The following is a 22206-nucleotide window of genomic DNA, read 5'->3' as shown; positions in this document are numbered from 1 at the left end:
CCTCTACGCCCTCACCGACCTGGAAAAAAAGAAAAAGCTGGCCAAAAACCTGGCCGGCATTGCGGAATGAGAAAAGCCCCCGGTGTCACCCGCCGGGGGCTTTTTGTGTGCAGCCCATCACTTCGGGCAAGAAAAATTAGGATTACAACTTTTTGCGGTGTCATTATATGAGGGCATAACATACTGTATTTGTAAGATTTTCATCCCATACCACTTAAAGGAGGCTGTTGGAATGACCACCCCCGAAAAAACGCCGGAGCAGGAAGTAAAAGTAGCCGCCGCAGACGCTCCCCCGGTCGCCCATACTTCCGGCTTTTATCCCCCGCTCCGGTTGGCCCAGGCCTATGTACCCCCCCAGCGTTACGGCAGAACATACACCCCGGCCGAGGCTCTGGAAAAAGGGACCCTTTTCCCGGAACTTTACAGCCCCTACCCCTATTAAGACGGGACTTCCCTGGAAAGGAGGAAAATAAGTGGACTCGAGGCGGTTACAACTGTTGCACGATATTATGGCCCTGGAATTCGTGGCCATAGAGCTGAACCTTTACCTGGACACCCATCCCACGGAGCAGGAACCTTTAAATGATTACAACCTGGTCACCGAACGCTTGAACCAGCTGAAGGCCCAGTACGAGCGCATGTACGGTCCGCTGGTATCTTATGGCTTTTCACCCAGCGAATATCCCTGGCGCTGGATTGAAGATCCCTGGCCCTGGGAAATTCAATTTTAAGAAAGGACTGGAGAGGATGTGGATTTACGAAAAAAAGCTGGAATACCCGGTGAAGGTCTATAAGGCCGACCTGCGCATGGCCAAATATCTGATGGCCCAGTACGGCGGCCCCGACAGCGAGTTGTCGGCTGCCGTGAGGTATTTGACCCAGCGCTACACCATGCCTACAAATAAAGCCAAAGGCCTGCTCACGGACATTGGCACCGAAGAGCTGGCCCACTGGGAAATTGTGGGCACCATGATCTATCGCCTGATGAAGGGTGCCACCCCGGAGCAGTTGCGCCGGGAAGATCTGGGAGCTTATTTTGCCGAACACGACCGGGCGGTCTACCCGGTGGATGCCAGCGGGGTCCCCTGGACGGCCGCCTATATTCAGGCTACGGGAGACCCGGTTACCGACCTGCATGAAAACATGGCAGCAGAGCAAAAGGCCCGCACTACCTATGAGCATTTGATCCGCTTGACCGACGACCCCGGCGTCAAGGATACCCTGCGTTTCTTGCGGGAAAGGGAGGTGGTGCACTTCCAGCGTTTCGGCGAAGCGCTGGTTGACGTCCAGGAGGAGTTGACCCGGAAAAAGGTTTTCTAATCCTGGACTGAATCTCTGGCTTGAGATTTCTGGTAATCTTTGATAGCCTCATGCAGGGCGTTTGCCGCCAGAAAAGCGCAATGCACGCTTTCCTCAGGCAGTCCTCCCAGGGCATCCAGCACGTCACGAGGTGTTATTTGCAAAGCCTCAGGCAGAGCCTTGCCCTTGGCCAGTTCGGTAACCATACTACCGGCAGCAATGGTGGTGCCGCAGCCGTCAGTCCAGAAGGTAATTTGACTAATTCTACCATCTTTTACCTTCAGCCAGATCTGGATCGTGTCGCCGCATAAGCCGGTAACACTGGCATACCCGTCTGCTTCTTCAATGCTCCCGATGTTCCTGGGATTGTTGGCATGATCGATAACTACATCGCTGAATTGTGACCATACTTTTTTCTGGAGTTCCGCAGCTAATCTATCCAAATCGAAACTCACTTGCTAGTCCCCCCGGAAATCATTGGATATTTATTAATAATTATTATTAAAGTTTTGGGAGGGCACAAGCCCTCCTCTTAATTTAATCGCATTTAAAATTAGATCCATCAAAAGTCTGCGAACTGCTAACGGCAGCCCGGCCCGTGGTGGCAGTGATTACCGTGACCGTGGCCGTGGTCACATATGGACCCCCGGCTGACCAGTTCTCCCCGGGCAAAGGCCCGGGCCACCTCTTCCACGTTACCGCTGGCACCGGTGATCACCTGCAGGCCGTATTGCTGCAGCGCTTGTATGGCACGGGGGCCTACGCCGCCCAGAATTAATACCTCAACCCCTTTGTTTTTAAACAGTTCGGCCAGACCTTCGTGGTTATGTTGCAGGGTGACGGTGGATACTGTTTCCCGGCTTTTAATTTCCTGGCCGGACATCTCAAAAATAACAAATTCTTCGCTCCTGCCGAAATGCTGGTTAACCCGGCCGCAGTCGTTGGGGAGGGCAATTTTCATGCTCCTTCACGCTCCTTTATTGTTTTTTTGTTTAATGTTTTTTCCAGAACTTCCACCAGAGGCTCAATGTTTTGCATGGAGGGGCCGTTGTAGTTCTCAATGAGCCCGGCATCACCCAGCTCCGTTAAATTCGGATCAATCGGCAGAACCGCCAGCAACGGCAGGTTGTTTTCCCGTGCTGCTTCTCCCACGTGGCTCGAACCGAAAAGATAAACTTTCTCGCCACAATGGGGACAGAGCAGGTAGCTCATATTCTCCACCAGGCCAAGGATAGGTACGTTAATCAACCGGGCCATTTTTATGGCCTTTCTTACCACCATCATGGACAGGTCCTGGGGTGAAGAAACAACCAGCAATCCGTCCAGCGGCAGGGATTGCATGACCGTAAGCGGTACATCCCCGGTACCCGGGGGCATGTCTACGATCAGGTAATCCAGCTTACCCCAGGCCACGTCGGTCCAGAATTGTTTGACGGCACCTGACAGGATGGGGCCGCGCCAGATTACCGGGTCGTCTTCCCGGGGCAGTAAAAGGTTTAAAGACATCATCCGGATGCCCGTTATTGTTCTTGCCGGTAAAATAAATTTATTGAACTGTTCCGGCCGGTCGATTACCCCGAAAAGCTTGGGAATGCTGGGGCCGGTAATATCCGCGTCCAGGATGCCCACCTGGTGACCCCGGCGGGCAAGGGCAACGGCCAGAAGAGCACTGACCGAAGACTTGCCCACGCCGCCCTTGCCGCTCATAACCGCAACCACTCGTTTGATATCGCTGGCCTCATTGAGGGGCAGGACGGCAGGTTCCGAACACTTTTCCGGGTTGCATTGCCCGGTGTTCTTATCTTTACAGGTACTGCACTTTGCCTTGTCTTGGGTCATCGCTTCTTCACCTCAATTCCAACAGGGCTTTAAGTTCATCCCACAAAGCCAGTATTCCCTCTTCCATGGGGCCGGAACATTCCTGGATGACCGGCCGGCCGCTTTTAACTGACTCCATTACACTTTCGTCGTAGGGCAGGTACCCCACCACCGGAACGGAATACCGGTTGCAGAGCGATTCCAGCCCCCGGGTGTTTTCAGGCTCCAGGTCCCATTTATTTATGCAAACTGCCGCCCGGCATCCGAAATGTTTTGCCAGCTCCAGAACCCGTTCCAGGTCGTGTCTTCCGGAAAAAGTGGGTTCAGCTACTACCAGAACCAGATCCGCTCCCGATAAGCAAGAAATGGCGGGACAGCCTATACCGGGTGGACCATCGGTAATGATCAGTTCTTTTTTTCCTTCTTCTGCCAGGCGGCGGGCTTCTTTGCGCACCGCCGCCACCAGTTTCCCCGAATTATCTTCGGCTATACCCAGCCGCGCATGTACCAGGGGACCGTAACGGGTATCGGACAGGAATAAATGCCCGGCTACATGCTCTATCATTTCCACTGCCCCGCAGGGACAGGCGTGATAACAAACGGTACATCCTTCACAGAGAACCGGATCCACAACAAATCCGGGACCGATGGCATCATACCGGCACAAATGCAGGCAGAGATTACAGCTCAGGCACTTTTCCCGGTTGATGGTGGCTTTTTTCAAGCCGTAAAAGGGAGAAGATGATTTCAACACAGGGTCCAGGAGTAAATACAAGTTCGCCGCATCCACATCACAGTCTGCCATCACTTTACTGGAAGCCAGTACGGCCAGGTTCCCGCAGACGGTGGTTTTACCCGTACCTCCTTTCCCGCTGAGCACCACTAATTCGCGCACCGGGCGTAACCCCCTTTTTCTAAAAAGGCCAGTAAGGCTAAAAAGTGTTCCTTCCATTCAGGGCGCACCTCAACAGCAGGAATGCCCCGGGCATATCCCCTGGCCACTTCCCGGTCCTGGGGCAACTGGAAAAGCAGGGGGACGCTATTATCGTGGCAGAACTGGCGTATGGAGCTATCATCACCATCTGAACGGTTAACAGCCACTCCGCAGGGCACCCCCAGCCTGGTGGCCATCTCATATGCCAGTTCCAGGTCATGAAGTCCAAAAGGCGTGGGTTCGGTAACCAGGAGGCAGAAGCCGGCACCTTTCACTGCCCGGATTACCGGGCAGGAGGTTCCCGGCGGTGCATCGATTATGTTCAATACACCTGGCCGGATTCGCTCCTTAACTGCCTGGATGAGAGGAGGACTGATGGCCTCACCCACATTTAACCGCCCTTGAACAAAACCAATTTTACCGCTTGAACCTTCTTCAACCTGTCCTATTTCCCGCCACCCGGGAGAAATGGCTCCGGTCGGGCAGAGATGCCAGCACCCCCCGCAACCGTGGCACATAGTGGGGAAAAGCATAACCTCCCGGGGGAGAACAACCAGGGCATGGAAGGCACAAACCTCCGCACACCTGCCACATAAAGTACATTTTTCCTGGTTGATTTCAGGTACCGGAACCCGCACCGTTTCTTTTTTGTGCCAGCGCGGTTTAAGCATGATGTGACCGTTGGGTTCTTCTACATCACAGTCCAGGAACAATACTTCTCCTTTTTCCGCCGCCACCAGGGCCAGGCTGCTGGCCACAGTAGTTTTGCCCGTACCCCCCTTGCCGCTGGCTACTGCAATGATCATAATTTCTAACCCCTTCCCATACCGCCATGGCTGGGGGAGTTTGCCCGGCTCAGGAGGGTCAACTGCCCCTGGCGGTAAGCCTTAAGGCTCTGGCTTACCGTACCGCTTATTCCCCCATATACCTGGATCCCTGCCCTGCTGAGCACTTCCATGGCATTGGGTCCAATCCGGTCCACCAGTACCACATTGACGCCCCGGTTGACCAGCAATTGTGCCGTTTGAACGCCGGCACCCCCACTGGACTGTGTTCCCGTGTTCTGTAGCCCTTCCCAGTCTCCGCTGTCCAGGTCTACCACGATGAAATACGGGCAGCGGCCAAAGCGCTGGTCTACCCGGGCATCAATGTGGTTATCCTGGGCGCAAACAGCCACCTTCATGGGATTCCCCCCTTTTTAATGAGCTATAGTCCAGAACTATTTTATTCCTATTTTAGACTAATGTCAATAAAAAATAAAAAATCCCTGGCTCCCACTTATTGGTAGAGCCGGGGATTTTTTCACCCACTCTAGGCAGCCCTATCTATGTTTAATCTCTAACCGGCCTGTGCCCGGAGAGTTGAATTAAGATCACTCCGGTTAAAATCAAGCCGCAGCCCAGGACCTGCCAGGGAGTCAATATCTCGCCGAGCAACAGGTAGGCCAGTATGCCAGCTATCACCGGTTCCAGGGTGCTGGTCAGGTTTGTTTTGACCGGGCTCAAATAATTTAGCCCTTTAAAGTAAAAGCCAAAGGGCAGGATGGAGGCAAACACGGCAATGTAGACAAAAAAAAGCCATTCCTTCCAGGAGTATTGCACCAGAGTAACCCATGGTAAGCGGTAAAAGCTAAAAACCACGCTTCCCATGGCAAAACCGTATAACAGCAGCGTCCAGGGAGAATAGGTAGCCAGCCCTTTCTTGCCGTACAGGGTATAAAAGGCGAAGGCGGCGGCAGAAGAAAGACCTGCCGCAAGGCCCGGAATGCTCACAGCCAGCCCGGCGCCGGGACTGCCCTTGACCATGAGAAAACCGCCCAGGACGGAAAAAAACAGGGCCAGACCGTTTGGCAGGGCCAATCTTTCCTGCCTGCGCAGGAGCCCGTAACCTAAAACCAGTACCGGGGCCAGGTACTGCAAAAAAATGGCCGTGGCCACGTTGGTCTGGCTGATGGCCAGAAGATATGTAGATTGCACGGCGGTAACGCCAAAGGTGCCGAAAATAACCATGTAGCAAATGTGTTTTCGTTCAATAAGGATAAGGGAACGGCGGACAAAAGCCAGATAGAGCAAAAGAAACACAAAAGAAAGAAATAGCCGCATTTGTACCACATCCAGGGGGTTAATCTGCCGGTTAAACAAATATTTGGCCACATTACCGGAAAGCCCCCATAAAAAAGCGGCTAAAACCACGAAAAAAAAGCCCTTCCACTGCTCTTTCAAAAGAGGTCAACTCCTTCATCTTGCAGAACGAACCACACTTAAAAATGTCTCCAGGGAGGTCTATTAACTCAAACATTGACGCACGACTCCTTATAGGCCAACCACCCCGTGGATCAGCTTTCTTTCCCCGGGTGCGCTGGAACTGAAGGCAAAGGCCGAGGCGATTAGCTGCCGCGCTGTGGCCAGATTGTCCGGATTGTTTACATGCAAAGTGGCCAGGACGTCCCCCGCCTTTACCCGGTCGCCCACCTTTTTGTGCAACACTACTCCCACCGCCGGGTCGATGGTGTCTTCTTTGGTCTTCCGGCCGGCCCCCAGGAGCATGGCCACCCGGCCAATTCTTTCGGCATGGATGGCCGCCACATACCCATCTTCCTGCGCCTTCACCTGCTCTTTGTATGAGGCCTCCGGTAACAGATCCGGTTCATCTGCCACCCGCGGATCACCGCCCTGGGCCTTAACCATCTCCCGAAACTTGTCCAATGCCCGTCCCCCTTCAAGCAAGCCGGCCAGCCGGTTCATCCCTTCCTCTACATCCGTTGCCCCACCGGCCAGGACGAGCATGTGGCCGCCCAGTACGAGACACAGCTCCCGCAAATCGGATGGACCCTGCCCGGACAGGGTTGCAATAGCCTCCCGCACCTCCAGGGCGTTGCCCACGGCAAAGCCCAGAGGCTGGTCCATATCGCTTATCACGGCCACAGTCTTTTTGCCTGCCTGGTGGCCAATGGCTACCATGGCCCGGGCAAGGGTACAGGCCTCATCCACGGAACGCATAAAGGCTCCACTGCCCGCCTTTACATCCAGGACGATGGCATCGGCTCCGGCGGCGATTTTTTTGCTCATCACGCTGGAAGCAATCAGGGGAATGCTGTCCACCGTGGCCGTCACGTCCCGCAGGGCGTAAAGCTTTTTATCCGCCGGCACCAGGTTGCCCGTTTGGGCTACCACCGCCACGCCAACTTCCCTGACCTGCCGCATGAAATCATTAGCTGAAAGGTTTACTTTAAAACCGGGAATGGATTCCAGCTTATCCACAGTTCCACCGGTGTGGCCCAATCCCCGGCCGGACATCTTGGCCACGGGTACCCCGGCGGCAGCTACCAGGGGGGCCAGCACCAAAGTGGTTTTGTCCCCCACCCCGCCGGTACTGTGCTTGTCCACCTTGTTATGGGTTGTATTACCGTTTTCCTTTTATTGCCTCGGCAACTGTATGACGACCGGCATCAGCATTATTAATAAGTCGCTTCTGGTACTGCAAAATATTTATGATTGTTTTCTCAGGACTTTTCTTCAGCCCATCTTCGCAGATCTTCAAGGCCAATTCAAATTGACCCGCACGTCTCAACAAATCAACCAGGATGGCCTCTTCTGCCCCAGCCTGTTCGGCGAACCTCTGCCCCTTTTCTTTCGCTTTTTGCCACAAATTCACCGCGCTCACCCGGCATTTCCGCGCCGCCATTTCAAAACCGGCATCATCACAAACCCAGGCAGCGTAAACGCTGGCCCAGCCCGCCCCTGCAAAATTGCCGGCATATTCCTGTAGCTGAGAAAAACAAAGAAAGGCATTCGCCAATTGTGGAAATTCAGGGTCATTTAGTTGCTGCTGGTAAGAATCACTTCGTACCATTTCTTCAGCTCTCTCAATTATCCCAGAAATATCCGGGGCACAATAGCCGCAGAACGGACAGACCTGGATCCACATGCCGATGGTCGAGCGTTTCATTTGCGGGGGGCGCGTGTCCAAATCAGGTGACCCAAAGACATTTGTCGAGCCAATCTCACTGTGTTCGCTTATCTTACCGCATAAAGCGCATACTTTTTCTTCTCTAAGTATGGTCGTCATATTCAAAAATCTCCTTTAATATTTTCAACAATTTGCCTTATTTTAGCAATTTTCTTAACCAGTACACTGCGTCGCGTTTTGACCGGCGCGCCCGCCCCACCAATGTGTTACTCCGATGCCGGTACTGCCCGCTGTTACTTTTTGGGTATCAACTTCTGTCAAATAGAGACAGATACGACAGCTAAAGCAGTTTATGCTCTCCGATAGGCTGGCCTCAAGTGGCCTTCACTGACCCGCAACTCTTTGTATGCTATTGCGGATGAAGCCTTTTGTACAGGTATGTTTCAACGCCTCAAGTGGCCTTCACTACTCTGCAACGGTTAACATAAAGGACGTAAAAAAACAAGGTGGGGATCCCCACGTTTCAACGCCTCAAGTGGCCTTCACTACTCTGCAACACTGCTACCAGCCGCTTTTGGTCACGGAATTTCAGTGTCTCTCTGTTTCAACGCCTCAAGTGGCCTTCACTACTCTGCAACCGGTGATTTAGACGGCATTATTTCGGCTGTTTTGCTGGTGTTTCAACGCCTCAAGTGGCCTTCACTACTCTGCAACAGTGAGTCCGGGAAGCCTTGCACCCCAAGGGCTCGCGGGCCGGTTTCCGCTAACCTCCCGCCGGAGGTCCCCTTTCTCAGATCCCCCGAGGCACCCCTTCAACCGGCCGGCAGGCCGCAAACCGGCCTGGTGCCTGGGCTTGCGGGGATCCGCTAATCCCACCGGGTTTTCGGGGTGATCCGTGGTTAGCGGTTTGCCCGGAAGAGCCCCTTCTGTTATCATCTTTCCCAGGTATTCGCCACGTCTCGCCGGTTTCCTGCCAGGGGCCCTCCTTTTTTCTGCCACAACGCTCCGCACCGCGCCTTCTCCTCCTACTCCCGCCGCCGCAGGGGCGCGTCATACATTCTTCCACTGGGGCCGCACCTGCCCCAGGCCGTGCGTGGTCTGCCACCCCACTCCGGCGTAGAAGGCGTACTCGGCCAGCAGCCTCACCAGCCAGGTGAGTTCCGGCGGGCCGCCCGGCATCCGATAGGTAAAGCGGCCGACAAAGCCCACCGTGGCCCGCGAACCCAGGTCCACGCGCCGCGTTTCGCCCTTCCAATTGGCCAGAACCATGCTCTGTTCCACGAGCGGCTTCAGGTCCGGGAACGGAGTGGATGACCAGGCGTTCCACCGGTCGAGCAGCGACCCCCACACCAGGCGGGGAAGGGGAAAGGGCAGCTCGACCTCGCCCTGGCGAAAGGTCGTGGGAGTAACGAAGCTGAACGTGACGCCGGACACCCTGCCAGCGCCGGCCGCTCTGCTCATGAGTTCTTCGTAGCTCGTGCGCCCGGCATCGCGGTGCTCGCCGGCCTGCGTGGCCACCGAAGCGATGCGAAAGACCGCGCCGCCGATGCGCACCCCGCCCAGGTCCGGGCACACGGAGAGCAGGGCGGCGGCTACGGGCGCACTGAGGCCCGTCAGGCGCCAGTCGTAACGGCACCCGGGCGAGAGCCGGATGTTCCCTCCCTCGCGCTGCGCCGGGCCGCTCAGAGGGGACACGGTCAGAGGCTTCGCGGCCCGGCCCTCGTGCAGCTCGCGCGCCAGGGCCGGGTCCAGGCGCAGGAAAAGATCCAGGGCAGCCGCGAAGGCCTGGGCCCCGTGTGAGACGGAAAGCAAGGCCTCGTCCACGGGTTCGAGGGTCAAAACCACCGCCGCCAGAATCCTCCTTCACCCCCAGTCTCAATATTTCGCGGTTAAACCTCCGGTTTTCTCAGATCTCAGCCAATTTCAAATCCCGGGTGGTACCCACCTGTCGCTTCGCGCCGCGTCCGCAAGCATCGATAAAGCTCACCAAACTCCCTGCTCCCGGCCACCAGCGTGAAGGCGACCTGGTACTTGATGTAACGCAACCACGATCCCATGCAGCTTGTATATACTTCACTGTCAAGCGCGGAAAAATCTATTATCTTTTGTCAATCCTAACGAAAAGTTCTTAATAAAAAGCAAACCCCAACTATACAAATAGTAATTACCACCACAATTTCTACTATTGCACGAGGGGTTAGGCTAAAAAATATAGCCAAAAAAACTGCAGATAAAAACATCTTTTTAAAAACCTCTACTGCAATGTCGGATAAAAATGGGAGAGGAGTAATGCCTAAAATCATGATTCCCGCAAACGTCAAGAAAGAAATTATTAACAGTCCTTTAGTCCCACCCAGATGAAAAGACTCCATCAATTTCACTATTACAATATTTGCAATAACTGGTGACAAAGCGCCAATAGCTGCCTTCTCTACAATTTTGTAAGGAAATTCTGATTTATACCCCACCAGCAATTTTTCTAATATAACACAAATAATCAAACTCCATAAAAATTCTCCCAGAACTTCCGGGTGTTTTTGGGTCAGGATATCTCCGATTTTAAAAATATCATCGATTTCATCGCGAATGTAGATGTAAAATGAAATAGACAGTGTTACGATAGATATGAGTGAATAAACATCCGGTGGTTTAATAATTTTCAAAAAAAGGTTCATAATACTATATTTCCCCTTCGTTGACTATCCCTTGATTAAGTCAAATACAGTTATTAACCCCCGAAACGGTTTATTCTTCTTTTATGCCGGGTTGTTACATGATGAGGCCAAACGGTCCTGCTGTCGCTACCGCCACGCGTGAGGGGAAGACGTTGCACCTGGCAGGAAAAGATAACCTTCTCGTAGAAAAACAGCCTGAAATCCAGAGTTCCTGCTTCCAGAATTCACCCGGCGGATAAATCTTAACCGACACAACCGCCCCTGAGACCTCAAAAAGGTTATTGTTAGGAGTGAGAAGAAATGAATTTATGTGTCCGCGAGCGGTTAAAGCAACTCCTGGTTCAATACGGCCCTGACCTTTGCGCCGACCGGCAGCAGCTTGAGAAACTGCTACGGGATTCCTGCGGCCAGCACTCCCGGGAAATCAGCGCACTGGTAGCGGCAGTAAAGGAGGGCGTAACGGAAGAACTGCTTAAGGTTTCTGATAGTCAGGCGATAGATGCATGGTTGTTTCACCGCCTGGTCAACCGGTTAGCTGCCAGTACGGGTATAGACGAAAAGCTTGCCCGCTGGGCGGTAGAAAGCTGGGCGGCGGCCCTGGGCAAAGAACTATCCGGCGAGCTAAGCTCAGCTCATTTCGCAGAACAGTCTCCTGTAACTGAAACGCAAGACGCCAGGTCATGGCTTAGCAAGGGGGAGAGCCTGGCCGAACTGGGCTGCCATGAGGAGGCCATTTATTGCTACGACCGGGCCCTGGAGATCGATCCGCAACTTACCGACGCCTGGAACAATAAAGGTGTCAGCCTGACCGAACTGGGTCGCCATGAGGAGGCCCTTTATTGCTACAACCAGGTCCTGGAGATCGACCCGCAGAATGCCGTCGCCTTGTACAACAAGGGGCTCAGCCTGGCTGAACTGGGCCGCAACGAGGAGGCTCTCCTCTATTGCAGCCGGGCGCTGGAGATCAACCCACAACATACCGAAGCCTGGGTTATCAAAGGCTTCAGCCTGACTAATCTCGGCCGCCACGAAGAGGCCCTTTACTGCTGCAACCGGGCTCTGAAGATCGACCCGCAGATTGACCTGGCCTGGCTCTCTAAGGCTATAAGCCTGGCCGAACTGGGCCGTCATGAGGAGGCCCTTTATTGCTACGACCGGGCCCTGGAGATCGACCCGCAGTGTGCCAACACCTGGCGCTTCAAAGGCGCAAGCCTGACTCTACTCGGCCGCCATGAGGAGGCCCTCCGCTGTTATGAGCAGGCCCTGGAGATCAACCCGCAAAACGAATTTATCTGGCACTACAAGGGTGTCAGCCTGTCACGGCTCGGCCGCCATGAGGAGGCCCTTTCCTGCTACAACCGGGCACTGGAGATTAACCCGCAGTATGTTGCTGCCTGGAACTTTAAAAGCGATAATCTGGCTAAACTCGGCCGCCACGAAGAAGCCCTTTCCTGCTGCGAGCGGGCCCTGGAAATCGACCCGCAGTGTGCCGACGCCTGGTACCTTAAAGGTGCTAACCTGTCTCAACTCGGCCGCCTCGAGGAGGCCCTTTCCTGCTTTGACCGGGCCCTGGATATCGACCCGCAGCATGCCGAGGCCTGGAGCCTCAAAGGCGATAGCCTGCGTAAGCTCGGTCGCTACGAAGAAGCTATCCGCTGTTGCGAACGGGTCATTGAGATCTACCAGCAGTCTTCCGAAAAGTCCTGGATCAAAAAACTGGGGACATTCGCCGGGACGTTATGGAGGCGGTTCATGCGTTAGTTTAACCTACCCACCTTCAGCCATCATTTTTATCCTGTCTTCAACTTCAGACCGGAAGGGCAGAGCGGAAATGGCCCCTTTTCTGGTGCAGGTTAATGCAGCAGTGACGTTGGCAAAAAGGCAGATTTCCCGCAGGGAGTCTCTGGAAAGGCAGGCAATGTCGTCCGCTTTTCCTACTCCCATTTCAACCAACCGGGTTAAAACCGCCGCCGTAAAGGCGTCGCCTGCCCCCGTGGTGTCCACCGCTTCTACTCTGATTCCGGGTACTTTCACTTCAGCGCTCCTGCTCCTTGCATAGCAGCCGTCCCGCGCCAGGGTCACCAGTACCAGGGCGGGACCCAGGTTTAAAAGCTGTTCTGCACCCCGGGAAGGGGAAGTCATATTGCCAAACATGAACTCAAGTTCCCCATCTTCCCCGGCGCTAACTTTGACGATATCCACTGTTTTTACCGCTGCCAGCATTTCCTGCCTGGCAGTATCAGGCGATGGCCACAGGGGTTCCCTGAAGTTAACGTCCAGCGAAACCAGCTTACAGGCACTGCGGGCCAATTCCACCGCCCGGTAGGTGGCGCTGCGAGCTGGTTCCCTGATCAGGGAAACAGTGCCGAAATGGACAATTCTGGCCGACCGGATGTAAGCCGGGTTGATCTCGTCAGGGTCCAGCAGCACATCCGCGCAGGAGTCGCGGTAGAAGATGAATTCACGCTCACCATCTTCCCTTAATGTTACAAAGGCCAGGGCGGTCCTGGCCTTGTCGGTAAACACTACCCCCGTGGTATCCACCCCGTTTTGAGAAAGGGTTTGCCATAAAAACCGGCCGAACTCATCCCGGCCAAGCTTCCCGATAAATCCGGCATTCCCACCCAGCCTGGCTACCCCCACCGCCACATTTGCCGGTGCACCACCCGGTCTTTTTTCAAAGGCCCGGGTTTCTGCCAGCCCGGTCCCCGCGGTAACAGGGATAAAGTCTATCAACGCCTCTCCGATGGTTATAATATCGGGCATGCACATCTACCCTCCCTGTGACTGCTGCCACGCCCCAGGAGCGAACACCATACGGGGCGGGGCAGCGGAAAGCCCCACAGTCCTTCAGACATTCAAATTTTATCCTGCTTTGCGGTACTGTAAAACATAAACATCAGCAACCACGGAGCTGCGACAGTGCTCCTCCCCTAATACTTCCCGACTTACGTCCCATTCTTTAACTTCCTTTCTTGAGTCAGCTTGAACGTCCCCCACGTCAACCGTTTCAACGCCTCAAGTGGCCTTCGCTACTCTGCAACGGTGGGTCCGGGAAGCCTTGCGCCCCAAGGGCTCGCGGGCCGGTTTCCGCTAACCTCCCGCCGGAGGTCCCCTTTCCCGGATCCCCCGAAGCACCCCTTCAACCGGCTGGCAGGCCGCAAACCGGCCTGGTGCCTGGGCTTGCGGGGATCCGCTAATCCCCCCGGGTTTTCGGGGTGATCCGGGGTTAGCGGTTAGTCCTGAGGAAAATCCTCCGTCCCCCTTTCCCCAATTATTCGCCGCCTCTCGTCAAATTCCTTTTATACTACTACTACATTCGGCCAGGACGGCTCCAGTTCTTCCCCGATGACCAGTCTGTGGGAAACGCACTCCGAACACACGCGATAGACATGGCAACGGTCTTCCGGATCCACCACAAGAGTTCGCAAATGAGCGACAATCTCCCGAACCTGTTCCCGGGATACATTGCATTCAAACACGCTCTTTTCTACCCGGCGGCCCCAGCCTTCCAGAAACCGGGCCACTTGCTGCCGGCGCCCATCGTCCGCGATATCATAAGCGATCACGTAAAGCATGCTTTCACTCCTACAATTCCCAGGTTGTGGGAGACCAGGGTTCGCCGCGCAGAATATTTTTCCGCAATTCCGCGGCTTGACAGCGTATGGCCTCACGAAAGGTCGTAGTCCTACCACTGGAGGAGAACGGGTTGGTCAGGGCACGCTCGTAAAGAACCAGGTATCGCCGGAGTTCTTCGGCTTTCAGGCACACGGCACCGGACGGCTGCACCTCAAAGTGCGCCGGCGAGAAGATGCCCCTGTTGAACAGGCTCAGGGTCAGGCGATCCACAATTGGCTGACGCCACACTTCCAGCAGGTCAAGAGCCAGCGCCGGCCGGTGGCGAAGGGGTTCATGCAGGAACCCCAACCCCACATTCAACCCCTGCGCCAACACAGCATGGTTAATTTCTCCCAGAAGCAACATGTAACCAAGACTCAGCAAGGCGTTGACCGGATCTCTGGGTGGACGGCGGTTCCGGCCTTCGAAAACCACGCCTTCCTGCCTGATGCACTTCCCGAAAACCCCGAAATAGACTGCCGCCGCATGACCCTCCACGCCTCGCACCTCATCGATGGTACAACGTTTTTCAAGAGTGCCTAACAGGCGCGTCAGTTGCCCGGCGGCTTCCCCCAAAAAAGGATCCGGGTGATTACGGGCGTGGCGGCGGAGCAGCGACCGCTGGTGGCGGATTTTCACCGCCACAATGGAGCGTACCAGGCCCAGCCGGTACTCCGCGTCCTGCCAGCGCTGGACCTGGGCAAGCCAGCATTCTACATCCTCACAACCCGTTGAGAGCACTCCGTAGTAGACACCTCGGCGGCTGCAGTACACTACCGGGATTCCCGCTTTCAGCAGGGCTCGGGTCGCCGCGGCACTCACCTGTGCTGGAGCCAGCAAAACAACCCTTTGCACCTCACGAAGAGGGAGGGCCGCCAGTACCTCTCCCTGAAACACAACCCGCAGGCGATTGGCATGCTTGCGCAGTTCTGCCCCCGGTTGTGTGACATACAGAACACTCATCTGTCCGGTTTCTCCACATCTTCATCCGGCTCCTCGGGAAACAAATCCTGTGCCACCTTTTCCCATTCTTCCTCTGGCAATGGTGTCATGCTCTTCGGCGTTCTGTGGTCTTTTACCTTCACTTTTTTCAAAAGCTGCAACGGGGAGTGTCCCCGCCCCCTGAGCTGGCAGTCGCACGCGAACCCGGTCAGATGGTCCCTGAGCCAGTCTTGCAACGTGGCACACCGGATCGGCTTGCGCCCTTCCTCCAGACGCTGGATCCAGCGCTCTGTAATTCGCGGATCGTAGTTGTCACAGCAAGCAATGACCTGGTGTAAATAGACCCGCCCCGCTTCGCCGCAGGCACCGAAAACGTAAAGCAAGGCCAGCCGCTCTGTATGCCGTAGCCGGCGCGTTTCGGTCGCTTTCTCGATCAAAGCCCGCACCAGGGAACAGCCGTCCACCAACTGCGCCACCCCTGCGGGCGGCGGTGGCGCTTTTCCCGTGGCCAGGGGAGGCTTATCCACGCTCCCTGGGGCGAGCGATGACACGCCGATCAGGGGCACCGATTTAAAATAGGACCAGGGGTCGGCAACCACCTCACCCTGGAGGTCAAGAAGTTGGCCCCACTCGCCGGTTTTCGGATGACGGCCCAGCGGGAGACGGATGAGACTCCCCAGGGCACCGGGAGCAATCTGATCCTGCTTCGGGAAGATTTCTACCAGGATCCCTTCCGGAAAAGGTCGAAATGCCTCCACCCACGCCTGAACCCAGCGTCTCGCCGTCTTAGCTGGGACCGGTCCATCAAAACAGAACCACAGATGGTAACCTTTTCCCCCAGTGGCAAACCACAGGGGCGCGATGCCGCGTTCCACAAAAGCAGCTACCAGTCTGGCGGCCAAGGCAAATGTCGCTCCTCTCCGGACCTCCACTTCTTCAGGACCATCTACGTCCAGGACGAGCGCACGGGTTGTACCGTCCGGGTGGAGGAGATAAGTGGCCAGCACCTTCTCTCCCTGAATGTGGCTCTCGAGATCCTCGGGGGTTAGGGGTCTGCGAACCGGTGCATAACCGTGCCTCCCGTCATCTCGCGACCAGAAGCGACCGAAGACGTCCGACCGCCCGACGAAGCGCCGGCTGTACTCCTCCCAATCCGGCCCGGGGATTCCCACTTCCCACCACGGTTCATCTTCTATTCTCTCAGGGTCAAAATCTTCCATCCAGCCGCCTCCTTCTTCCGGCCCGGTAGCCGGCCTGCTCGAAGATTCTCCAGGCACTTCTGTCAGGTTGGCGGCCAGCAGACTCGCGTCTGCTTCACCGAAATATCCCTGCCACCCCGCCAGAATCTGGCGCCGGGTCGTCTCGCCCGTGGCTCCCGACAAACGCTGCCGGAGGCTGGCGAGAGCTTTCTCCGAAGGCCGCTTGCCGGCAGGAGTGAAAGTATAACCCAGGAAGGTAAACCCATCTGCCAGGTTAACAATGCGTGTCTTTTCCCTCTTAAGCCCCAGACCGAGTTCACGGAGCAGCCGTTCGACCGTCCGAAGTGCCTCCTCGGCCTGCAAACGGGTCGCGCAGGGTACCAGAAAATCGTCGGAATACCGGATCAGGTGGTATCCGGAGCCAAGCATCAGTACGTCGAAATCATACAGGTAAACATTGGCCAGGAGAGGAGAGAGAGGCGCACCCTGCGCCAGACCCAGCTCCGGCTGAAATGAGGTGGAGGTAACACTGACCTGCACCAACCAGCGCAGCTTCTCGTCAGGGAGCCAATCTTCCAGGAGCCTGAAGAGCCGCCGGTGGGGCACCCGGTCAAAAAACGATTCGATGTCGGCATCCACCACCCAATGCCTGCCCTGCGACAGTGCCTCTTCCACCGCAGCCACGGCCTGCAGAGCGGAGCGGCCCGGCCGGTAGGCGTAGCTACAGGTAGAAAAACGTCGTTCCCACAAAGGCGACAAAACAAGGTGGGCCGCTTGCTGAACCACGCGATCCCGGACGGCCAAAACTGCCAGCCTCCTGACACCCCCGCCTTCCTTTACGACCTCGACCCACCGGGGCGGCCGGGGACGATAGCACTCTTCCCTCAACTCGGCGGCCAGCTCCGCCAGCTGCGACGCGGCATCAAGGGCAAACGCCTCCACCGTAACGCCGTCTGTTCCGGGACCACCGCCCCGGACCAACACCCGGTGCCAGGCCTGCCGGATGGTTTCCGGCGCTAAGAGTCGCTCCCAGAGAGAGCCGGTGTGAGCTCCGCTTCCGGTTGAGGCACCCGGAACAGGAAAAGGTAACGTCACAGCCGGAGAAAAAATGGTTCCCTCACTTTTCGGTCCTTCCTGTCCGGGCGGCTTCAACCTTTCCAGCCACTTCCTGTACCACCCGCAGGCGACGCCCCGGACAACCAGCAGACCAGCACCGTAAATACCCGCCGTACCCGCAGCTACCACAATGAAAACAACACCACCCGAAACGTGCCCGAAAAGCTGCGAGTAAAGCCAGGCACTGATCCCCGCAGACGAAAGGAACCAAGCTACCCGGCCCCAGCCGTACGTGCGCACGCTCCAGTAGAAGAGACGCACGGCACAACCAGCGAAAGCCTCAGCCACCCGAAGCACGAAGAAGACGAGCATTTTGACAATGTCCGTAAGAAAAAGAAACAAAATCTGCATCATACAATCAGAACCTTCGGAAAAATGGAGGTCAGTGCCTCAAGTGGCCTTCGCTACTCTGCAACCGGGAAGAGAACCGAAACTTCCAGTGGGCGAAGGAAATAGCGTTTCAACGCCTCAAGTGGCCTTCGCTACTCTGCAACGGGGTCACTGGGCCCGCAACCCTATTGGATGGGCGAGGTCTGTTTCAACGCCTCAAGTGGCCTTCGCTACTCTGCAACTCAAGTGGGGAATCGAGGAGAAAATAGTAAGGGAGGCGTCGTTTCAACGCCTCAAGTGGCCTTCGCTACTCTGCAACGGTGGGTCCGGGAAGCCTTGCGCCCCAAGGGCTCGCGGGCCGGTTTCCGCTAACCTCCCGCCGGAGGTCCCCTTTCCCGGATCCCCCGAGGCACCCCTTCAACCGGCTGGCAGGCCGCAAACCGGCCTGGTGCCTGGGCTTGCGGGGATCCGCTAATCCCCCCGGGTTTTCGGGAGGATCCAGGGTTAGCGGTTTGCCCTGAGGAGCAACGTGATCCCATATTTCCCAACTGCTACGAATTTCCATCGTTGAGGAACATCAGGCCGTAACCGAGGGCCGTCTTGGCCCCCAGCCCATAAATGGAAAGGGCTCTTCCCAGCCACTCAACCGCCTTTTCCAACGGTTCATTCCCCATCTCTTTCCCGATCTCCCCGTCCATACCCAGATAAAGGACCAGGCGTGTCTTCTCCACCGCGCCAAAGAAAACCGGAACCGGATTGTAGTAATCTCCTGGCGGCATATTCCCTGCTCCCTGGTAGTAGGGGACGTAGTGGGGATTCACCACGTCCATGACCACCGTGGGTGGGTCCAGCGGATAGGCGTCGAAAAATCGCACCTTCCCCTGCTGCCCCCTGTGGCCAAACACCAGGCAAAAGAAAGTATCATCCCAGGATCTATCTTCCCGGCCGCCAAACCTATCCCGGATTACCGCATTGCGCACCGCCCCCTTTATGGCACTTGCCGGGACGTACGGGAAACCATACAGCGGGTGGAGGGTGAGGGAGACTTCATGTACCGATTCCGCCCCCAAACCCACCACGAGCCGGCCGCCGAGCTCGGCGACCAGCCTCCTGAACTCCATGCCGGATGCCCTCAGCGCTTCCCGCCTGCGCTCGTCCAGAAGGCGGAAGAAATCCCCCGGTGCCAGGGGCGGAGCCCACTTCACCTTGCCACCGGGCAGGGAAAAGCTAAAGGCTTTTTCTTTTTCATTATAGCCTGCGGCCTTATACAAATAAAGGCCGAAATTATCCATCTCCTGATTTTTGAGGCACTCCCTGGTGTCGGAGGGCAGAAAGACTTTCCCGGACAGGAACAGCCCGGGTCCCTTATAGGCCGCGGACACCCGTTCCCGGGGGACGGGAGCGGAAACCCCGGAACCCCGCTTTTCGGCGGTGGCGTGTGCTCCTCCCTTGCGCGGCAGCTCCTGCCCCCGCACACAAACCCTCTTTATCTGGCCATTCTCCCGCTCCACCTCACACTCGAGACCGTCGTGGCCCTCGTCTACCTGGTAAAACGGCGGCAGGGGCATGGTCTTGCCGGATCCGAACTCCAGGACTCCCACACGAGTTCCCTTTTTGGTCTTTTGCACCTTGAGCCTGGCCTTTTCAGTCATTTGACTCACCCTCTATCAACGTCTCGGCAAAGCGGCTGAGCCAGCGAACAAGGGCGAGAACCTCATTGGTGACCACGCGGTAAGTGGCGGAGTCAAGCGAGATCACCTGTTCTTCCAGCGGCCGGGAGTCTTCAATCAAACCCTGATGCCGGAGCCACCGGCCAATCTGCTCGTAGATAACCTTGTACGCGTACTCCTTATCGGCGGGATGCTCCTTCTTCTTGGCGGCAATGAAGGCCAGCGTGGCACCGAGCCCGTTGGTTTTGATTAGGGCGGGTATCTTGCGCACGTAGCCCCGGTACTCCTTTTTCCGCTCCAGGCCGCTACCTTCTCTGGCGCAGTCGAAGGCAAACCGCGCCCGCCCGTTTTCAATGCCGGTCACGCTCATCTCAATCCCCCCATACCTTTATCCGGACCAGACCCTTGCCCAGCGTGGCATTGCCGCCTACCTGCAGCACCTTTGGCATGCCGGTCCGCCAGAACTTCAGCACCGCCTCGTCTTGTTTTTCCTTCCCAAAGACCGCCTCACAAATCTCCCTGTCTTCTTCCCGGCCGAAAACGGGCGACGCCAGGACAAGACCGTAAAGCAGGCTTTCCTGGGGCAGGTACTCTTCGGTAAAAAGGGCTCCGCTTTGCACCGTTCCGGTATCCGGGTCGATCTTGATTCTGGTAGTCACCTCGGTAGCCAGGGTGGTAAGGTCCCGAAAATCGTCGTCGGGCAGGACTACCAGACCCTTTTTCATCCTGTCCCGCCACCAGGAAAGGCTCGCCTCCTGCGGCATGGTCATTTCCGCCAGCCACTGCGCCAGTTTCCCGGCTTCATCATCTTCTCGCACCGTGAAAGCGTATTCTTCCAGCACCACGGTGCCCGCGCGGACCAGCAGGTCGCTCTCCGGCGGCACGGTTCCGGCACCCGTTACAGGTGGTAGGGGCGACACTCGCGCCATTTCGAGTTCCCTGCACAGCCGGTTGAGGACCGCGGGGCAGGTGACCCAGGCGAAGATGCCGCGCGCGGAGCGCACGGGAAAGAGAAGGAGGCGTGCGTCGGTAAAGCCGAGGGCGCCGACGTGCAAATCCCCGCTCTCCGGGCCGAAAACGAGGCTTATGGCCTTCCGGTACCGCTCCCGATCACCTTTCAGGTTGGGGAATCTTTTCTCCAGCTCCCCTTGCCGATTGTCGTGGTCTTCAAGCCGCTCAAACGCCTCACGGATGGAGCCTTTGAGGCCCGAGGCTTCGATCTTGGGAAAGCCAGTGTGCCGTTCCCTCTGAATGGGAAGGTCAACCACCCCCAGATCCGTCCCGCTCCCTGCGTGCAGGGGGGTTTCCACCAGCAAGAAAAAAGGGCAAGCCCTGGTAAACACTCAGTATTCCCTCCCGTAAAAAATACGTTATTCATCCTTCGTGATGCCGCTGTAACCGGCATGAGCGACTCTTAATATATATTTCAAGAAGTTCTGGACAGGGCTACGGCGACGAATTCGCTTTCTTTCCAGAACCTGCTTTCCCTCCGAAACTCGCTCAGGTATTCCTGGTGGTTGAAGTTGCCGCGCTTATAATCGAAGAGCTTGATGATTATCCCGCCCGGCTCGATCTCCGGCAGGTAGGCCAGGCGTACGTGCCTTTTGCGCGTGGATTTGAAGACGAACTCTCCTCCCTCGAGCCCCGGACCGTGGCGCAGGTCGTTTCCCTCGCCCAGCCCGGTTATGTACTTGCGGAGTTCCTCTGTATTCTTTAAACCATTTTCCCGCACCAGGGACTCCAGCCTCTGATGCAGTTCCTGCAATGCCTCATCGACTTCCTTTCTATTTCCTGCGCTTTCCCTCTCGTAACGGGAGCCCTTGCGCACCTTCACTATAAAATGGGTCCGGTACCTCTCCCAGAAGATACGGCCTACAGCGTTGAGCTCCGCCATGTTCTCTTCCTCCCAGATACAGGAAAGGAAGGCTTCGTCCAGAGGATGGCTACGGCGGAACTCCTCCCACCTGTAGGTTCCCTCAGCCAGCTCTGCCAGCAAGTTGCCGTACCTCAGGAAAAGTTCCCAGTTGATGTCCAGCGGGGCCTGCGGTATGCGGATCAATTCCTGGGTATCCTCAAATATGTAGTAGAGGGACAGCCCGTGAACCTGACCCATGATGGTCAGGTAGGGTATAAGCGCCTTGTAACCGCCGGTGATGTTGACGGCTACATCTATCCCGGCAGCTTTCTCCCGCAGTTCCTCCATTCTCTTCACAAGGTTGACCAGGCCTTCTTTCTGGAACTCCCGGGCGTCGGCTACCTGAAGGCCCTTTATGACGTCATAGCTGGGGTCAAAAGAAACATCCACACCTAATTCTAAAAGCACTTCTTCCAGCACTTCGGCTGCCAGACGTGAAAGAATGGTGTCGGTAGCCAGGAGCCGGGCCTGCACCGACCGGCCGCAGTGCTCCTGAATCTTAAGGAGGCTTTTTACTTCGGCACTGACATCTTCTCGCAACGGTCTAAGCCAGTTGACCAGGATTTTTTTCACTGCCTCGACCCGCCTGGCGTTCCCCTCCCATGCTCTGGCAGGCTGGTCCTTTAACTGCGGTATGTGCGGGTCAAACTCTCGCCGATCTTTCCGGCAATTCTCGATGAGGGAAGTCCCCACAGGAGTTATCACCAGCACGCGACCAAAACCCTCCCCGTAGTACGGCTACAGGTTTAATTCATCAGTTCAGTTAATCCGCTTAAGGCAC

23 protein-coding genes and 2 CRISPR repeat arrays are annotated in these 22206 nt (G+C 56.3%); of the genes, 4 read left to right on the top strand and 19 right to left on the bottom strand.

Going from position 1 to position 22206, the window contains the following annotated elements:
* Positions 1 to 232: 232 nt before the first annotated feature.
* Genes G7K71_RS13100 through G7K71_RS13090 form a run of 3 tightly spaced genes read left to right on the top strand, consistent with a single transcriptional unit; the run spans position 233 to position 1320 of the window.
* Positions 233 to 442 (top strand): spore coat associated protein CotJA, encoded by a 210-nt coding sequence (locus G7K71_RS13100; protein ID WP_013822967.1) that lies wholly within the window; start codon positions 233 to 235, stop codon positions 440 to 442.
* Positions 443 to 473: 31 nt separating this feature from the next.
* The gene (locus tag G7K71_RS13095) at positions 474 to 731 is read left to right on the top strand and encodes a spore coat protein CotJB (protein ID WP_013822968.1); all 258 of its coding nucleotides are present in this window, start codon (positions 474 to 476) and stop codon (positions 729 to 731) included.
* Between the two features lie 16 nt (positions 732 to 747).
* The gene (locus tag G7K71_RS13090) at positions 748 to 1320 is read left to right on the top strand and encodes a manganese catalase family protein (RefSeq protein WP_166347110.1); all 573 of its coding nucleotides are present in this window, start codon (positions 748 to 750) and stop codon (positions 1318 to 1320) included.
* Here the strand turns inward: G7K71_RS13090 and G7K71_RS13085 are convergent.
* The 11 genes from G7K71_RS13085 to G7K71_RS13035 form a co-directional block, all read right to left on the bottom strand.
* Positions 1317 to 1754 (bottom strand): iron-sulfur cluster assembly scaffold protein, encoded by a 438-nt coding sequence (locus G7K71_RS13085; RefSeq protein WP_166347107.1) that lies wholly within the window; start codon positions 1752 to 1754, stop codon positions 1317 to 1319. The two genes, G7K71_RS13090 and G7K71_RS13085, sit on opposite strands and share 4 nt — an antisense overlap.
* Before the next feature lie 125 nt (positions 1755 to 1879).
* Complete coding sequence (locus tag G7K71_RS13080) at positions 1880 to 2260, bottom strand: NifB/NifX family molybdenum-iron cluster-binding protein (RefSeq protein WP_166347104.1); 381 nt, start codon at positions 2258 to 2260, stop codon at positions 1880 to 1882.
* Entirely contained in the window at positions 2257 to 3138 is an 882-nt protein-coding gene (locus G7K71_RS13075; protein WP_166347101.1) for an Mrp/NBP35 family ATP-binding protein, read from the bottom strand. Before G7K71_RS13075 ends, G7K71_RS13080 begins: the two co-directional genes overlap by 4 nt.
* 7 nt (positions 3139 to 3145) lie before the next feature.
* Positions 3146 to 4012, bottom strand: a complete 867-nt coding sequence (locus G7K71_RS13070) for an ATP-binding protein (RefSeq protein ID WP_166347098.1) — start codon at positions 4010 to 4012, stop codon at positions 3146 to 3148.
* Positions 4000 to 4857 (bottom strand): P-loop NTPase, encoded by an 858-nt coding sequence (locus tag G7K71_RS13065; protein ID WP_166347095.1) that lies wholly within the window; start codon positions 4855 to 4857, stop codon positions 4000 to 4002. Before G7K71_RS13065 ends, G7K71_RS13070 begins: the two co-directional genes overlap by 13 nt.
* 5 nt (positions 4858 to 4862) lie before the next feature.
* Positions 4863 to 5234, bottom strand: coding sequence for a NifB/NifX family molybdenum-iron cluster-binding protein (locus tag G7K71_RS13060; RefSeq protein WP_166347092.1), 372 nt, complete (start codon positions 5232 to 5234; stop codon positions 4863 to 4865).
* Positions 5235 to 5382: 148 nt separating this feature from the next.
* Positions 5383 to 6273, bottom strand: a complete 891-nt coding sequence (locus G7K71_RS13055; protein ID WP_166347089.1) for a DMT family transporter — start codon at positions 6271 to 6273, stop codon at positions 5383 to 5385.
* Between the two features lie 90 nt (positions 6274 to 6363).
* Positions 6364 to 7437: a thymidine phosphorylase gene (locus G7K71_RS13050; RefSeq protein WP_313884984.1), complete on the bottom strand. Its 1074-nt coding sequence runs from the start codon at positions 7435 to 7437 to the stop codon at positions 6364 to 6366.
* Between the two features lie 16 nt (positions 7438 to 7453).
* Positions 7454 to 8119 carry a hypothetical protein gene (locus tag G7K71_RS13045; protein ID WP_166347086.1) on the bottom strand — a complete coding sequence of 222 codons (666 nt, stop codon included), beginning with the start codon at positions 8117 to 8119 and terminating at the stop codon, positions 7454 to 7456.
* 203 nt (positions 8120 to 8322) lie between these two features.
* A CRISPR array of direct repeats spans positions 8323 to 8674; the repeat unit is 37 nt; unit sequence GTTTCAACGCCTCAAGTGGCCTTCACTACTCTGCAAC.
* 336 nt (positions 8675 to 9010) lie between these two features.
* Positions 9011 to 9805 carry a CRISPR-associated endoribonuclease Cas6 gene (cas6, locus tag G7K71_RS13040; RefSeq protein ID WP_166347083.1) on the bottom strand — a complete coding sequence of 265 codons (795 nt, stop codon included), beginning with the start codon at positions 9803 to 9805 and terminating at the stop codon, positions 9011 to 9013.
* 269 nt (positions 9806 to 10074) lie between these two features.
* Positions 10075 to 10635, bottom strand: coding sequence for a hypothetical protein (locus G7K71_RS13035; RefSeq protein WP_166347080.1), 561 nt, complete (start codon positions 10633 to 10635; stop codon positions 10075 to 10077).
* 300 nt (positions 10636 to 10935) lie between these two features.
* Here G7K71_RS13035 and G7K71_RS13030 point away from each other — a divergent pair, with 300 nt between their 5' ends.
* Positions 10936 to 12396 carry a tetratricopeptide repeat protein gene (locus G7K71_RS13030; RefSeq protein WP_166347078.1) on the top strand — a complete coding sequence of 487 codons (1461 nt, stop codon included), beginning with the start codon at positions 10936 to 10938 and terminating at the stop codon, positions 12394 to 12396.
* Between the two features lie 6 nt (positions 12397 to 12402).
* Here G7K71_RS13030 and G7K71_RS13025 read toward each other — a convergent pair whose 3' ends face one another.
* The 8 genes from G7K71_RS13025 to G7K71_RS12990 all read right to left on the bottom strand — a co-directional run bounded on the left by G7K71_RS13025 (position 12403) and on the right by G7K71_RS12990 (position 22136).
* The gene (locus G7K71_RS13025; protein WP_166347075.1) at positions 12403 to 13401 is read right to left on the bottom strand and encodes a PfkB family carbohydrate kinase; all 999 of its coding nucleotides are present in this window, start codon (positions 13399 to 13401) and stop codon (positions 12403 to 12405) included.
* 536 nt (positions 13402 to 13937) lie between these two features.
* A complete protein-coding gene (gene cas2 / locus G7K71_RS13020) occupies positions 13938 to 14213 on the bottom strand; it encodes a CRISPR-associated endonuclease Cas2 (protein WP_166347073.1) in 276 nt (91 codons plus the stop codon).
* Positions 14214 to 14223: 10 nt separating this feature from the next.
* Positions 14224 to 15216 carry a CRISPR-associated endonuclease Cas1 gene (gene cas1, locus G7K71_RS13015; protein WP_166347070.1) on the bottom strand — a complete coding sequence of 331 codons (993 nt, stop codon included), beginning with the start codon at positions 15214 to 15216 and terminating at the stop codon, positions 14224 to 14226.
* Positions 15213 to 17864: a reverse transcriptase domain-containing protein gene (locus G7K71_RS13010; RefSeq protein ID WP_166347067.1), complete on the bottom strand. Its 2652-nt coding sequence runs from the start codon at positions 17862 to 17864 to the stop codon at positions 15213 to 15215. The genes cas1 and G7K71_RS13010 overlap by 4 nt, the downstream gene beginning before the upstream one ends.
* A 25-nt stretch (positions 17865 to 17889) precedes the next feature.
* A CRISPR array of direct repeats spans positions 17890 to 18159; the repeat unit is 37 nt; unit sequence GTTTCAACGCCTCAAGTGGCCTTCGCTACTCTGCAAC.
* Between the two features lie 232 nt (positions 18160 to 18391).
* Positions 18392 to 19492: a type III-B CRISPR module RAMP protein Cmr6 gene (cmr6, locus tag G7K71_RS13005; RefSeq protein WP_166347064.1), complete on the bottom strand. Its 1101-nt coding sequence runs from the start codon at positions 19490 to 19492 to the stop codon at positions 18392 to 18394.
* Positions 19485 to 19880, bottom strand: a complete 396-nt coding sequence (cmr5, locus tag G7K71_RS13000; protein WP_166347062.1) for a type III-B CRISPR module-associated protein Cmr5 — start codon at positions 19878 to 19880, stop codon at positions 19485 to 19487. The genes cmr6 and cmr5 overlap by 8 nt, the downstream gene beginning before the upstream one ends.
* 1 nt (position 19881) lies before the next feature.
* Complete coding sequence (cmr4, locus tag G7K71_RS12995; protein WP_166347059.1) at positions 19882 to 20853, bottom strand: type III-B CRISPR module RAMP protein Cmr4; 972 nt, start codon at positions 20851 to 20853, stop codon at positions 19882 to 19884.
* Between the two features lie 83 nt (positions 20854 to 20936).
* Positions 20937 to 22136, bottom strand: a complete 1200-nt coding sequence (locus G7K71_RS12990; protein ID WP_166347056.1) for a putative CRISPR-associated protein — start codon at positions 22134 to 22136, stop codon at positions 20937 to 20939.
* Positions 22137 to 22206 lie beyond the last annotated feature (70 nt).

The organism is Desulfofundulus sp. TPOSR (assembly GCF_011393055.1).
Taxonomy (GTDB): Bacteria; Bacillota; Desulfotomaculia; order Desulfotomaculales; family Desulfovirgulaceae; genus Desulfofundulus; species Desulfofundulus kuznetsovii.
Note: the sequence above shows the minus strand (reverse complement) of the source record. Positions and strands in the feature narration are given on the sequence as shown.